Below are 13,126 nucleotides of genomic sequence, written 5' to 3' on the forward strand. Positions count from 1 at the left end.
GATGGATCCGGCGTCGGAGTACGTGGACCTCGCGGCTGAGGTTCTCGGGATCCTCGCGGACCCCACGCGCATCAAGATCGTGCTCGCGCTTCGACAGGCCGACGAACTCCCTGTGAACACGCTCGCGGAGATCGTCGGGAAGAAGCCGTCCGGGGTGTCGCAGCACCTCGCGCGGATGCGCATGGTGCGCATGGTGACCACCCGGCACGAGGGCACGAGTGTGCTGTACCGTCTCACCGACGAGCACGCGGTCGCCCTCGTCGTCGAGGCGATCAAGCAGGCCCAACACGCCGTCGCGAACGGGCAGACGCCGCCTCACCACGCCGCGCCGCATCACTGACCTCCTCCTCTCCCCTTCCCCCACGAGCGAGGTGCTCGATGTTCGCCGTCCTCCGCAACCCGACCTACGCGAAGCTGTTCAGCGCGCAGATCGTCGCTCTCCTCGGTACGGGGCTGCTGACCGTCGCCCTCGGCCTCCTCGCCTTCGACATCGCGGGCGGTGATGCCGGCGTCGTGCTGGGAGTCGCCATGACGATCAAGATGGTCGCCTACGTCGCGGTCTCGCCTGTCACCACCGCCCTCGTCGCACGACTGCCGCGCAAGCCCGTGCTCATCGGCGCCGACCTCGTCCGCGCGGGCGTCGCCGTCTCGCTCCCGTTCGTCACCGATGCCTGGCAGATCTTCATCCTGATCTTCGTGCTCCAATCGGCCTCGGCGACGTTCACCCCCACGTTCCAGGCCGTGATCCCCTCCGTGCTGCCCGACGAACGCGAATACACCCGCGCCCTGTCGCTGTCCCGCCTCGCCTACGATCTCGAGTCGCTCCTGAGCCCGCTGCTCGCTGCCGCCTTGCTCACGGCGAGCAGCTTCCACACCCTGTTCGTCGGCACCGTGATCGGGTTCATCGCCTCGGCCGCCCTCGTGGTCTCCTCCCGGTTCCCGCACATCGAGGCTCCCCGGCGGCGCATTTCGTCGACCGCCTCACCCGCGGAGCGCTGGCCTACTGGTCGACGCCGGAGCTGCGCGGGCTCCTGGGCCTGAACCTCGTCGTCGCCACGACCACGGCGATGGTGATCGTGAACAGCGTCGTACTGGTTCAGGGCGACCTCGGCCGCCTGCAGACCGATGTCGCCCTGCTCCTCGGCGCGTACGGAGGCGGCTCGATGCTCGTCGCGCTCGGCGTCCCGCGGCTTCTCGACGCGGTGTCCGACCGTGTGCTCATGCTCGCCGGGGATCGCTCTCCCGATCCTCCTCGCGGCCGCCGCTGGGGTGATCGCCTGGATGCAGGGCACGGCGCAGTGGGCCGCACTGCTGGTGTCGTGGCTGCTGCTCGGGGCGGCGACCTCCACGATCCTCACACCGTCCGCCCGCCTGCTGCGTCGCAACAGCACGGAGCAGAACCGGTCAGCCGTGTTCGCCGCCCAGTTCTCGCTCTCGCACGCCTGTTTCCTGGTCGCCTATCCCCTCGCGGGGATACTCGGAGCCGCGATCGGACTCCCCGCCGTGGCGCTGCTCCTGGTCGGCATCGCGGTGCTCGGTGCGGCCTTGACGACCGTCGCCTGGAGGCGACCGGCGGTGCGGGTCGAGGGCGACCTCGACACCGTCCGCTAGCTACGGCCGCTCGATCCCCGGAACGTCTCGAGCACCTGCCGCGCGTGCACCGTGGGGTCGGCGGGCATGTCGCCGATGCCTCGCACCGTGGGGACCGCGGACACCGGCTCCCACAGCGCCGCCGAGTCTCCCGAGGCGAGAGCGAGGAGCGCGTCGCGGACGACCGTGTCGCGGGTCACCTGCTCGGCCGAGGCGCCGGAACGCTTCTGCCCGACGATGCCGTACATCTCCGTGCCGTGCACCGCGTGTGTGCGCCGTCGACGGAACCGACCGAGAGCAGGTGCGCCCGACCTCCCGCCGCGGCATGGGCGAGTGCGCCCCGCGTCTGCGGCAGCGTGAAGGAGTAGTCGGTGAGCAGAGCGCCGCGGACCTCGACGGGCGTGCGCCCCTCGATGTCGTATGCCGTGACGATCGCGCGCGCCCGACTTCGCGGAATGCGGTTCCTGGTCGCGAACTCCTCGACCAGGTTCTCGATCGTCCCCGGGTCGAAGTCCTCGGTCCGGTGCAGCACCCACCAGTCGGTCTCGTGCGTGGTGCTGCTGAACAGGATGTCGACGTCGCGGTGCCGTCCTGATTCGAGCACGCGCAGGGGATGGTCGTCGAGGATGCCGCCCGGCTGGTTCCGGTCGTCGACGATGGCGATGACGTCGTTGTCGACGCCGTGGGCGGCCCCGGGATCCGCCGACTGGGTCCTGCTCATCGTCTCCGCGAGCACGTGGGCGTCGATGGTCAGAAGCTGCTCGGGGCGTCCTGGATCCCGAGCGCCGTGAGGACCGCGATGGCGCGTTCCTCGGCACCCCACGCGGGCACCTGGCGGGACGGCATGCCGGAGAACGCCGCGATGCGGTGGTAGAGCCCGTCGGCAGAGGGCGCGGCCAGCAGGCTGAGAGCGGAGAACGCCCCGGCGCTGTGACCGGTCACGGTGACGCGGGCGGGGTCTCCTCCGAAGCGGGCGATGTTCGCCTGCACCCATCGAAGGGCAGCGATGACGTCCTGCAACCCGAGGTTCGTGGCCTCCGCGAGGGCGCCGCCGTACTGCGAGAGGGAAAGCGCGCCGAACGCGCCCAGACGATAGTTGACGGAGACGCCGATCGCGCGTCCGGTCGCGGCGAGCCCCGATGCGTTCGAGGTGGTCTGCGTGTTGGCGCCGAGCATCCATCCGCCGCCGAAGATGTAGACGACGACCGGAAGGGGTTCCGCTCCCGCATCCTCCGGTGCCCAGACATTGAGATTCAGGCAGTCCTCGCTGAATCCGGCATCGGCTTCGAGCCAGCTCGTGTCCCCCGCCTGCAACGGGGCGGGCCCTTTCCGGTCGTATGGCAGGTCAGGGTCGAAGGGCAGCAGGGAGGGGCTGCGGAAGCGTGCGGCGGTGGCGAACGGGATGCCCAGCCAGGAGCGCACCGGGTGTTCGTCGCTGAGAGTGGAGGGGATGTCGGTCATGAGTGAGTCCTCGTCGGGAAGGTCAGGGGTGGGTGGGCGCGGGGAGTCGTCCGTGCCGTCGGAGATCTCGGCGCGGAGGCGTGCCCAGTGGCGCAGGCGCTCGCCGATGGCGCGTTCGTAACCGGCGTCGGTCGGCTCGTAGAACGTCTCCCGGTCCATGTCGTCGGGAAAGTAGTCCGCACCGGAGAAGCCGGTTTCGGTGTCGGGGTCGTATCGGTAGCCCTTGCCGTAGCCGAGGTTCTTCATCAGCCGGGTGGGGGCGTTGAGGATATGCGCCGGCGGCGTCAGGGAACCGGTGCGTTTCGCTGCAGCCGAGGCCCTGCTGAAACCGCGATACACGCCGATCGACTTCGGCGCCGTGGAGAGGTAGAGCACGGCCTGGGCGATGGCGAGCTCACCTTCGGGGGATCCGAGCCGCTCATACACGTCCCACGCGGCGAGCGCCTGCTGGATCGCCTGCGGATCGGCCATGCCGATGTCTTCGTTCGCGAAGCGGGTGATGCGCCGCGCGATGAACAGCGGATCCTCGCCGCCGGCGAGCATCCTGGCCAACCAGTACAGGGCGGCGTCCGGATCGGAGCCGCGCATCGATTTGTGGAGCGCGGAGATGAGGTTGTAGTGGCCCTCCTGCGACTTGTCGTACAGCGGCGCGCGTCTCTGCACGGCCGCGGCGAGGGCCGTCGTGTCGACCGGCGCGGGGAGGTGCTGGATCTGCTCGATCATGTTGAGCAGGTATCGACCGTCGCCGTCGGCCATCGCGATGAGCGACCGTCTGGCGTCGTCGTCGTCGAGCGGGAGCGGGGCGCCGATGAGGTCTTCGGCGCGGCCGATGAGAGTCTCCAAGGCCGTCTCGTCGAGGCGTCTCAGCACGAAGACCTGGCACCGCGACAGGAGGGCGCCGTTGAGCTCGAAGCTGGGGTTCTCCGTCGTCGCACCCACGAGGACGATGGTGCCGTCTTCGACGTAGGGCAGGAACGAGTCCTGCTGCGCGCGGTTGAAACGGTGGATCTCGTCGACGAACAGCAGAGTCCCCTGGCCGATCTCCCGTCGCTGCTTCGCCGCCTGGAAGACCTTGCGGAGATCGGCCACCCCGGAGAACGTCGCGGACAGCGGTTCGAAGGCGAGCTCGGTCTGTGCGGCGAGGAGCCGCGCGATCGTCGTCTTCCCACACCCCGGCGGTCCCCACAGCACCATCGACACGAGCCGCTGCGCGTCGACCATCCGCCCGATCGGTGCATCGGCGGAGAGCAGATGCCCCTGACCGACGACGTCGCTCAAAGAGTGCGGGCGCAGCCGATCGGCCAGCGGGCGCGAGGCGTCGTCCGGCTCGAAGAGGGAGGGCTGTCGATCGTCCATCAGGGCTTCCCCTTCGCCGTCCGGTCGTCGGCGAGCGCGTAGGAGCCGTGCACGAGGTCTTCGATCAGGTCGAGATCGTGATGCGTCATCGGACACTCCTGCCGAAGACGGCGGGATCGACCGGACGCTGCGCCCGCGGCAGGTTCTCGACGACGAGCAGATACGAGTCGGTGACCAGGTCGTCGAGGAGGGGCTTCGGCAGGTCGCCGCCGGGGCGCACCGTGATCCAGTGCTTCTTGTTCATGTGGTAGCCGGGCGTGATGTCGTCGTACTGCTCCCGAAGAGCCTTGCTGTCTTCCGGGTCGGCCTTCAGGATCAGGATCGACTCGTCACCGAGGTCGGTGAGCATCAGGAAGACCTTGCCCCGGACCTTGTACACCTCCCAGTCGGGTCCGAACGGGTGCTCCAGCTCCGCGCCCGGCAGCTCCTGCACACGTGCCCTGGCCTGCTCCTGCAGTTCTTCGCCCTCCATGCGCTGTCCCTCCTCCTGGACTACCCTGAGATCAGGTACGTACCGGTGTACGCACTAAGTTGTGTACCAGTGTACGCACTGGGTCGGACAAAGGAGAAGGACATGCGTCGAGGGAGACCGAACGACCCCGGCCGCCGCGACCGGATCCTCGACGCCACGCTCGCCGTGATCAGAGACGACGGCATCGCGGCAGCCTCGTACCGAGGAATCGCCGCGCGCGCCGGAGTGCCGCTGGGGTCGATGACCTATTACTTCCCCACACTCGAGGGCCTCATCGTGAGCGCACTCGACACGACGCGCAGCGACCTCGAGCCTCGTTACGCGGAACCGCTCCGTCAGGCGCGCACACGCGCTGATGTCGTCGATGCGCTGGTCGATGCGACGATCGGAGCGACGAGCCCGTCCCTCGACGACATCCGTCTCTACGAGGAGATCCGTCACTACGGCGCACGGAACCCCAAGATCGCCGACGTCCTCCAAGCGGTCGAAGACGATGCCATCGTGATGCTCGACCGCGTCGTCCCGACCCGCACCGCGCTCGCGATCAACGCCCTGCTCTGGGGCTGGTGGAGTCACCGGCTGGCGCACGTGGACGGCACGCTCGACGAAGCCACGGTGCGCCCGTCCTACGCCGCGCTCCTGGCGCTGGCCGCCCCCGGTCACCCGTTCCACGAGAAGGAGAAGAACGATGCCTGAAACCATGCGCGCCATCCGGCTCACCGGTCCTGTCGACATCGACGGCCTCGTCGTCAGCGAGGTTCCCGTCCCCGACGTGCGCCCGGGATGGGTGCGCGTCGGCGTGCGGGCGTTCGGAGTGAACGAGTCCGAGGTCACGAGCCGTCGAGGCGAATCCGGTCCCGACTTCTCGTTCCCGCGGATCCTGGGCATCGAAGCGGTCGGTGTCGTCGATGCGGTCGGCGACGGCGTCGAACTCACCCCCGGCCAGAAGGTCGCCACCATGATGGGCGGCCTCGGCCGACGCATCGACGGAAGCTATGCGGAGTACACGGTGGTCGACGCGGCGAACGTGATCCCGTTCGACACCGAGCTGGACTGGGGTGTCGTCGGCGCTCTGCCCGAGATGCTGCAGACCGCACACGGCTCGCTCACCACCGGACTGGGGCTGAGAGCAGGCCAGACCGTCCTCATCCACGGCGGCACCTCGACGGTGGGTCTGACCGCCGTCGCGATCGCGCACGAACTCGGCGCCACGGTCATCGCGACCACGCGGAATCCCGACAGCACAGACCTTCTCGCGAAGGTGGGGGCAGACCACGCCCTCATCGACGACGACACACTGCAGAGCGCGCTCCGCGACATCGCGCCCGACGGTCTCGACGGGGCCCTCGAGTTCGTCGGTGCGACGGCCCTCCCCGCCACGTTGTCGTCGATCCGTCCTGGCGGCACGGTCTGCTTCGTCGGCGCGCTGAACGGCGCCTGGACCATCCCCGACTTCGACCCGTTCACGATCCCCACGGGTGTGCACCTCACCAGCTACGCCGGCGCGGCCGACGACCTCCCCGCCGAAGCGCTGGCCCGGTACCTGGGGGCCATCGAGGCAGGCACCCTGCACGTCGTGGTCGCCGGAGTCCATCGAGGTCTCGACGCCGTGGCCGAGGCGCACCGCGCCCTCGAGTCCCGCCGGCAGCCGGGAAAGCACGTCGTCGTGCTGGCCTGACCCGCGGACCTGCGCCACCGGGGAACCGCGGCACCGCGTCTCCGCGTCACCGGGGCACGGTACGGTGTTGCGCGTGACCGACCGTGAGACTCCCTTCGCCCCCGTCGATGCCGCGGCACCGGAGATCGCCGTGATCGGACCAGGCGCGATCGGCACGACGATCGCCGCCGCCCTGCATGAGGCCGGGCGCACGCCTCTCCTGTACGGACGCACGCCGCGCCCGGAGCTCGAGCTCCTCGCCGGCGACGACCGCATCACCGTGCCGGGGCCGGTGCGGACGGACCCGGATCAGGTGTCGCACCCCGCGGATGTCGTGTTCCTCGCGGTCAAGGCCACCCAGATCGACGGCGCAGCCCCTGGATGGCGGCGCTCTGCGGGCCGGACACCGTGGTGTGCGTCCTCCAGAACGGCGTCGAGCAGACCGCCATGGTCTCCCCATGTGCGGCGGGAGACGTCGATCCTCCCGTCCGTGGTCTGGTTCCCTGCACAGGCGCACGCCGACGGATCGGTGCGCCTGCGCGGGGAGGCGAGACTCACCCTGCCCGCGGGCCGTGACAGCGAGCGGATCATCGAGGTGCTGCGCGGTACACGGTGCGCCGTCGACCTCTCCTCCGACTTCCTCTCGGTCGCCTGGCGCAAGCTCCTCCAGAACGCCGCCGCCGGCCTGATGGCGCTCACCGGGCGACGCTCCGGCATGTTCGCCCGCGATGATGTCGCCGAGCTGACCCGCGCCTATCTGCGCGAGAGCGTGCTCGTCGCCCGCGCCGAGGGAGCGCAGCTCGGCGACGAGGTCCCCGAGGAGATCCTCGCGCGCTTCCGGTCCTTCCCGGCCGACCTGAGCACATCGATCCTCACCGACCGCGAGGCGGGGCGCCCGCTGGAGTGGGACGTGCGCAACGGCGTCATCTCCCGCCTCGGCCGCGCCCACGGCATCCCGACACCGATCGGCGACATCATCACGTCGCTCCTCGCGGCGACGAGCGACGGGCCGGGCTGAGCCGAGAGAGTGTGCTGCCTTGGCGATTCCAGGCGACGAGAAAGTCCCGGAAACTCGAGAGTTTCCGGGACTTTTTGGTCGGGCTGACAGGATTTGAACCTGCGACCCCTTGACCCCCAGGTAGACGGTTCAACCCGAATCCTTGATTTTCCGGACGTCCCTGCTCCTCAAACGGCGTCATTTCACGTCATGGATGGCATGGTTTGCATGCATCAGGTCCCGGCCAGGTCCCGGCTCTTGATAATCGTCGACGATTTGGTCAGAGGTTTATGGAAGCGCTCGAAGCACCTATGCCTTCTCTATAAGGTGCGCCCAACACACATATCGAAGCAACGTTGTGCGGTGCGTGCAACTGGACGTGGCCGCACCGGGCTGAGGGCTCAGAAACTGTAGTCAGCCAGGTAGTCCATCACGCGGCGCATCGCACGGATCGCCTGTATCGCGTCGGGCTGCTCGACTCGCGTGTCGCCCTCGTGAACGGCGACGTGGCGCTTCCCGTAAAGGGCATCACCAGCGGCCTTGACGTCCGCGGGAGCATCGGCGAGTCGGCGCTTCACATCGGCCCCCCGTCCACCACAAGCCGTCTCGACAGCGAGTCGCGCGGAGAGTATGGCCTCGCGGTACCGGCCCATATCGAAGTGCATCTGCGCAGTACGCCCGTGCGCCTTGGGCGCTGACTCCTCCGTCAGCGCCCGGAACGCGTCCCGGTATGCGGTATCAGGAGTTGGGCCAAGCAAGTAGGTGAGTTCGACGCCATCCGTATACAGCACCACGTCGTACGAATCTGTGGCTGTGCCTCCGGAGACAAGGACGTAGTCGTCGAAGCCATCCTTCTGGTAGAGGTTCGCCATGTGTGTTTGGGCACCAGTGAAGTGCGGGCTGCTAAGGAATGTGAGCAAATAGTCCTGGTTCTTGCCGTACATCTCGATTTTCCGGCCGGTGATCTTCTCCCGAAGACGCAGTCCGAGGCCACCTTCCTCGGCGGTGTACTCCTCGATGTAGGCCCACACGGACGTCGGAGGAGATGCGATGTTCGCGGTTACGATGTCGACATGCACCGATAAGCGCTCGAACGCCACAGCGATCTCCCGAGCATTTTGCGTCACGATCGGCGCGGAGATGGCGATGTGCTCCGCACGACTCCGCGACTCCACGAGGCCGCCTCCATGCTCGTAACAGTCTCGCAGCAGGTTTGACAATGGCGCGAATGACCTGAACATCTCGTTTCTCGTCAGAACCCTCACGAGCCGTTGGGTCGACTTCTCGCGAAGGCGGAGGTCGGGCGCGCCAGCGGCATTCTCGAACCGCTCGATGTAGCACTTGACGATGCCGGAGCTCTGGGCGCTACGAGCTGTCACCTTCGCTGACCGCGCAGCTCGTCGCGTCTTCGAGCTTGATGAGCTCATTGCCATTCCCCACTCTCGGTTTTAGCTGGTTTCAAGAGTGGGCTCGGGAGCAAGCCGCAGTAGTGCGTCCGAAATTGATGAAAAATACTCCGGCGCCGCACCACGGTTTTTTCTAGGGCGCACCAGCGTGTATCCGTCAGTGTCCGAAAGAGAGTGGAAGTCCGTGCTCACCCTGCCTCGGGTGAGCAGGGCGATTTTTGGCCGGTCAATCGTCAGCAGCTTTCCACGAACCTTCTCTTCGAGAATGTGCTTACCGGTCGGATCGATTGCGAAGCACTCACCGTCAACCCACCACAGGAAATCTGGGTAAAAGGTGTTGGAGCTTCCAACCTTGACGGGAAGTAGCACCCCGTATCCGTCGCCGCGTGTCGGGTTCCGCATCCACACACCCCGTCCGAGGGAGTCCAGAGCCTTCGCGAACTCAAGTTCCTCGGTGTTGAATTGGTTCTGGGCGTATCGCGAGTGGATTGCGTTCTCGAACGAGTGGTACTTGTCGACGCTGGGCGTGTGTGCCGCAGGCGTCCAGGTTTCTTCGCCATGGATCTGGTTGATTACGAGCTCCACTGCGTTCTCGAACGCCTCTGCGATCGCGTCCGCACGGTCAGATAGCAGAGACTGCGCTGCGGACCCGGAACAGGCCCACTGATCGAATGCGAGACCAGTGAAGAGCTCGGGCTCGAGCAGGTGAGCGCAGTGGCGAGCGCGAAGCTGAACTCGGCGCCGGAGGTACTCGCCGTTCTTGCGACGCATGCTCGCAGCGATCTGTTCATAGCGTGTGGAATCGTCCTCACCGCGCAAGGAGATCTTCTGAATGCTCTTTCGCCCTCTCGCGAGGAGATCTTCATCTGCGAACGGCTGGCGCGACATTGCTTGGATCTTCTTCTTTTCGTCCTCGAGCTCCGCTTCGCCCAGCACATACTGCGGCAACGAAAGGGCGACCGGCAGGTCCGTCTTCAGAGGCACATCAGGCAACGGTTGCTTGCGTGTCTTAATGCGGATGGACGGGTTTGCGCCTGGATTCGTCTCATCGATGGCATAGAGCGCAAGCTCGGCCTTCAACCCGTCAACAATGCCTTCGAAGGTACGGTTCGGCACGCGGACAAATAGTGTCGAGGTGTTGAGTCGGTCGTCCTCGTAATGACGCGCCCCAGGCTGGCGCAGTGCACGACCGATGACCTGCGCGATACGGATATAGGAGTTGGACTCGTCGTCGAAGTACTCGATGTACGCTTCCGGATCGTCCCAGCCTTCCTGCAGCGCGCGATTACAGATGATGTGCGTGTGGTGAGGCTGGAGCTCTGCCAAGGATGAGACGCGGACAGCATCGTCTGGGACGACCTTCGTCTGCGTATAGATTGCGATCTCTTCGGCCGGAACGCCTCTGGCGCGCAGGTGTTCCCAGATAGCAACCGGGCGGGAGATGATCTCGTCTTTGGTCGGGTTAGAGCGCTCGACTATGTATAGCGCCTTCGGCGTGATGCTTGCGCCTTCAGCTGTGGCGGCCTGAGTAAGTTCCTTGTGCAGCGCCACCGTGGAGTCGAGCAGCTGATCGGGGTCCGAATCGAAGTTCTCGACCATGATCGTGTGCTTGAGTAGCTCGTTCTCAACCACATCGCGTGTACTCACGTGGTAGCGCGCGCGGTCGGCGATTTCCCGAGCACGGTCGTCCCCGTCAACGACCTCGGCGAATCGATCGAACTGTCCGCCACTCGGAGGTGTTGCGGACGCAAGCAGAAAGCCCACAGGTCGCAGTCCGATCAGCTGCTCGAGCTGAGTCGAGGTTTGATTGTGGCTCTCATCGTAGACAATCCAGAGCGGCCGCTGCGGTTCGGTGCGCAGCTGATCCCATGGCGATCGATCACCGCCCCAGTCGGTGTGGGGGCGGTGCATGTTGAGTCGTGCAGTCTCGCTACCTTCGGAGGCTGCGTACTCGACCTCATTCCAAGAGCCCACCGTCGTAACCCAAATCGTCAGGCCCGTCGTCGCCTCGAGGAGTTCTTCCCATTCCGATTTGCTGGGTCGCTCGCGAACAATCCTAGTTCCGGCCGGAAGCAGATGAGCATATTTGCCGTTGAGGTTGCGGTAGGTCTGATCTGCGACGGCACTCGACTTTGAAGTCCAGAGCACGATGCTTGGGCCGAGATCAGCAACAATTTTGGCGAGGATCGGCGTCTTTCCCGCGCCGGTGACTGCTTTCAGATGCCCAATAAAGGGAATCGGGGTCTTACCAAAGTAGAGTGGTCCATCTTCGGCGTAGTACTGAACCCAGTCCGCCGCAGCCTCGACAATCTGATTCGCAGCGTTCTCCTGAAACTCAAACAGGCGCATCGTGTTACTCACGCGTTGCTCGCCTCCAGCTCGGCTTCGATGTCTTCAGGAATCGCGTCCTCGATCTGCAATGCGGCCAGAATCTCATCCGGAATCTGGCAAAAAACGAAGGACTTCGTCTCGCTGATGTTGCATGTCGTGCCGTAGATGCGGATCGGAGTCTTGAGCCCAAGCGCCTTCGTCTCCGAGAGCGCCTCGTTGATGACGTCAGCGTTGACCTGGCTGTTAGTGGCGCCGCGCCAAACAAGGGCGAGAGCCTCGCCCCGCTGATTCGCCCCGATGACCCATTTCCTACCGTCGATCTGGCGGATGCCGGAACGCGTACCAGATCTGTCGGTCTGACAGATCACGGCCGTTATCTTGTCTTTTTCAAGTGTCAGGATGGCTTCGCGATCGAGCTGAGCACCAGTTGTCAGGAATGTGAATCCTGCATCGAAGCCGTCCGTTTCGATGGCGGACCGAAGACGACGCGCTACAAGGGTTCTCGCGTACGGGTCTTCCTCGCTACCTTCCTCAATCATGACGAACCGGCGGCGACCGCCGTCTTTGTCGTTGAGACTCATGACGGCATCGCCGGTCGTACCGCTGCCAGCGAAGGCATCCAGGACCAGAGCATCCTTTGAACCGGCAGCACCTACGAGAAGCTCAATCAGTTCGACCGGTTTCGCGTATCGAAATCCATCGAAGTCCTCACCGAAGAGCTGCTTGAGTCGGTAGCTTCCTGCACGCGCATCAAGGTCGATGACGCTTCGGAGCGTGCCTCGGAAGTCTTTCAGGTAGTCCTTCATCTGGACGATTTGCTCAAGCCGGCGCGGGAAGACGATACGCCCCTCGTCTATGTAACGCTGCATGGTCTGCGCCGGGAAGCGGTAGCCATTTGCCGGCACACGATAGGTACCTCGTGCCTTCACACTGTCGACGACCCCCTTCTTGGTGACCCCGTACTGGTAGCCACCCTTTTTCGGGTTATGCACGCGATACGCAACCTGGTACGGGCCGGCTTCGTCGAGGTGCGTGTAGCGGGCGAGTCGCCCAAGAGAATCTCGCCCGTTGGCTCGAACGAGAGAACCCCACGCCTTCGCGCGTTTGGCAGTGTCAGGCTCGCTCTGGAGGAGCTCTTCGAACTGCTCAAGCAGCGTCTCTTTCATCTCGTCGGCCGGTGTGGTCCAGGCTTTGGCGACCTGAGTTACGTTCTTGGCATAGCAGATGACGTACTCATGCTCGATCTGGATTCGCGAAGGATTGTTGTCGGCCGAGCCGCGCCAGGTGATCACGCCGATACGGTTCTTCTCATCGAAGATTTCATCCATGAGCATGAGTAAGCGGCCGAGCTCGATGTCGTTGATCGACACGAAGATCACGCCGTTTTCCGCCATGAGTGACTTCATTGCGACCAGGCGGGGAGCCATGTAGTTCAGCCACTTGGTGTGTCGCCCGCCATCAACGTTCGAGACATACTCCGAATCGCTTCCGTCTGCGTCTGGGTCTTGGAATCGAGCGTCGCTGTACCGGAAGTCATTGCCGCCGCGGTTGTATGGCGGATCGATGTAGATCACGTCCACGGACTCCGCGTACTGCGTTCGCAGGGAGACCATCACTTGCAGGTTGTCCCCCTCGATCACGAGGTTGCTGCCGCGGTCCGACTGGAACGAGAGTTCATCGTCACGCTCAAGGACGCGAGGCACCGGGATGAGCGACTTGTACGATCGACGCCCCTGCCAATGCAGGTGTAGTCCGGCTTCTTCGCGCACGGACTCGGTCTCCGGCAGGGCGTGGTCAGTCATGCCTCGATTCTCTCAGTCACCACCGACTTTCACGAAGACGCGTGTCGGACAGGC

The 13,126-nt window shown here is 65.2% G+C and carries 13 protein-coding genes; 6 read left to right on the forward strand and 7 right to left on the reverse strand.

Annotation, left to right across the window (positions count from 1 at the left end):
* The first annotated feature begins 1 nt into the window (after position 1).
* The 3 genes from K1X59_RS12395 to K1X59_RS21500 all read left to right on the forward strand — a co-directional run bounded on the left by K1X59_RS12395 (position 2) and on the right by K1X59_RS21500 (position 1,611).
* Positions 2 to 340, forward strand: coding sequence for a metalloregulator ArsR/SmtB family transcription factor (locus K1X59_RS12395; protein WP_183150322.1), 339 nt, complete (start codon positions 2 to 4; stop codon positions 338 to 340).
* A 38-nt stretch (positions 341 to 378) separates the two neighbouring features.
* Positions 379 to 1,041: an MFS transporter gene (locus tag K1X59_RS21495; protein WP_244631978.1), complete on the forward strand. Its 663-nt coding sequence runs from the start codon at positions 379 to 381 to the stop codon at positions 1,039 to 1,041.
* A 171-nt stretch (positions 1,042 to 1,212) separates the two neighbouring features.
* Entirely contained in the window at positions 1,213 to 1,611 is a 399-nt protein-coding gene (locus tag K1X59_RS21500; protein WP_258566832.1) for an MFS transporter, read from the forward strand.
* Here the strand turns inward: K1X59_RS21500 and K1X59_RS12405 are convergent.
* The 4 genes from K1X59_RS12405 to K1X59_RS12420 all read right to left on the reverse strand — a co-directional run bounded on the left by K1X59_RS12405 (position 1,608) and on the right by K1X59_RS12420 (position 4,879).
* Entirely contained in the window at positions 1,608 to 1,790 is a 183-nt protein-coding gene (locus K1X59_RS12405) for a hypothetical protein (protein WP_220173442.1), read from the reverse strand. The genes K1X59_RS21500 and K1X59_RS12405 overlap by 4 nt on opposite strands.
* Entirely contained in the window at positions 1,787 to 2,311 is a 525-nt protein-coding gene (locus K1X59_RS12410; protein WP_220173443.1) for a hypothetical protein, read from the reverse strand. Before K1X59_RS12410 ends, K1X59_RS12405 begins: the two co-directional genes overlap by 4 nt.
* 29 nt (positions 2,312 to 2,340) lie before the next feature.
* On the reverse strand, positions 2,341 to 4,407 hold the full coding sequence (locus K1X59_RS12415) for a carboxylesterase family protein (RefSeq protein ID WP_220173444.1): 2,067 nt from the start codon (positions 4,405 to 4,407) through the stop codon (positions 2,341 to 2,343).
* Positions 4,408 to 4,492: 85 nt separating this feature from the next.
* Complete coding sequence (locus tag K1X59_RS12420) at positions 4,493 to 4,879, reverse strand: MmcQ/YjbR family DNA-binding protein (protein WP_183150323.1); 387 nt, start codon at positions 4,877 to 4,879, stop codon at positions 4,493 to 4,495.
* Positions 4,880 to 4,981: 102 nt separating this feature from the next.
* Between K1X59_RS12420 and K1X59_RS12425 the strand changes: the two genes are divergently transcribed.
* The 3 genes from K1X59_RS12425 (at position 4,982) to K1X59_RS12435 (ending at position 7,554) form a co-directional block, all read left to right on the forward strand.
* Positions 4,982 to 5,575 carry a TetR/AcrR family transcriptional regulator gene (locus K1X59_RS12425; protein WP_183150324.1) on the forward strand — a complete coding sequence of 198 codons (594 nt, stop codon included), beginning with the start codon at positions 4,982 to 4,984 and terminating at the stop codon, positions 5,573 to 5,575.
* Positions 5,568 to 6,557, forward strand: coding sequence for a zinc-binding dehydrogenase (locus K1X59_RS12430; protein WP_202045241.1), 990 nt, complete (start codon positions 5,568 to 5,570; stop codon positions 6,555 to 6,557). The genes K1X59_RS12425 and K1X59_RS12430 overlap by 8 nt, the downstream gene beginning before the upstream one ends.
* Before the next feature lie 73 nt (positions 6,558 to 6,630).
* The gene (locus K1X59_RS12435; RefSeq protein ID WP_258566833.1) at positions 6,631 to 7,554 is read left to right on the forward strand and encodes an oxidoreductase; all 924 of its coding nucleotides are present in this window, start codon (positions 6,631 to 6,633) and stop codon (positions 7,552 to 7,554) included.
* Between the two features lie 380 nt (positions 7,555 to 7,934).
* On the opposite strand, the gene K1X59_RS12440 is transcribed toward K1X59_RS12435, so the two are convergent.
* The 3 genes from K1X59_RS12440 to K1X59_RS12450 are packed head-to-tail and all read right to left on the reverse strand — an operon-like array spanning position 7,935 to position 13,072.
* The gene (locus K1X59_RS12440; RefSeq protein WP_220173445.1) at positions 7,935 to 8,960 is read right to left on the reverse strand and encodes a hypothetical protein; all 1,026 of its coding nucleotides are present in this window, start codon (positions 8,958 to 8,960) and stop codon (positions 7,935 to 7,937) included.
* Positions 8,961 to 8,981: 21 nt separating this feature from the next.
* A complete protein-coding gene (locus K1X59_RS12445; protein WP_183150326.1) occupies positions 8,982 to 11,300 on the reverse strand; it encodes a DEAD/DEAH box helicase in 2,319 nt (772 codons plus the stop codon).
* Positions 11,297 to 13,072 (reverse strand): site-specific DNA-methyltransferase, encoded by a 1,776-nt coding sequence (locus K1X59_RS12450; protein ID WP_183150327.1) that lies wholly within the window; start codon positions 13,070 to 13,072, stop codon positions 11,297 to 11,299. Before K1X59_RS12450 ends, K1X59_RS12445 begins: the two co-directional genes overlap by 4 nt.
* Between the last annotated feature and the right edge of the window lie 54 nt (positions 13,073 to 13,126).

It is taken from the genome of Microbacterium sp. Se5.02b, from assembly GCF_019464375.1.
Classification (GTDB): domain Bacteria; phylum Actinomycetota; class Actinomycetes; order Actinomycetales; family Microbacteriaceae; genus Microbacterium.

Coding starts and splice junctions, on each gene's coding strand:
- K1X59_RS12395 (WP_183150322.1), top strand. CDS start 2: ATGGATCCGGCGTCGGAGTACGTGGACCTCGCGGCTGAGGTTCTCGGG.
- K1X59_RS21495 (WP_244631978.1), top strand. CDS start 379: ATGTTCGCCGTCCTCCGCAACCCGACCTACGCGAAGCTGTTCAGCGCG.
- K1X59_RS12410 (WP_220173443.1), bottom strand. CDS start 2,311: ATGAGCAGGACCCAGTCGGCGGATCCCGGGGCCGCCCACGGCGTCGAC.
- K1X59_RS12415 (WP_220173444.1), bottom strand. CDS start 4,407: ATGGACGATCGACAGCCCTCCCTCTTCGAGCCGGACGACGCCTCGCGC.
- K1X59_RS12420 (WP_183150323.1), bottom strand. CDS start 4,879: ATGGAGGGCGAAGAACTGCAGGAGCAGGCCAGGGCACGTGTGCAGGAG.
- K1X59_RS12425 (WP_183150324.1), top strand. CDS start 4,982: ATGCGTCGAGGGAGACCGAACGACCCCGGCCGCCGCGACCGGATCCTC.
- K1X59_RS12430 (WP_202045241.1), top strand. CDS start 5,568: ATGCCTGAAACCATGCGCGCCATCCGGCTCACCGGTCCTGTCGACATC.
- K1X59_RS12440 (WP_220173445.1), bottom strand. CDS start 8,960: ATGAGCTCATCAAGCTCGAAGACGCGACGAGCTGCGCGGTCAGCGAAG.
- K1X59_RS12450 (WP_183150327.1), bottom strand. CDS start 13,072: ATGACTGACCACGCCCTGCCGGAGACCGAGTCCGTGCGCGAAGAAGCC.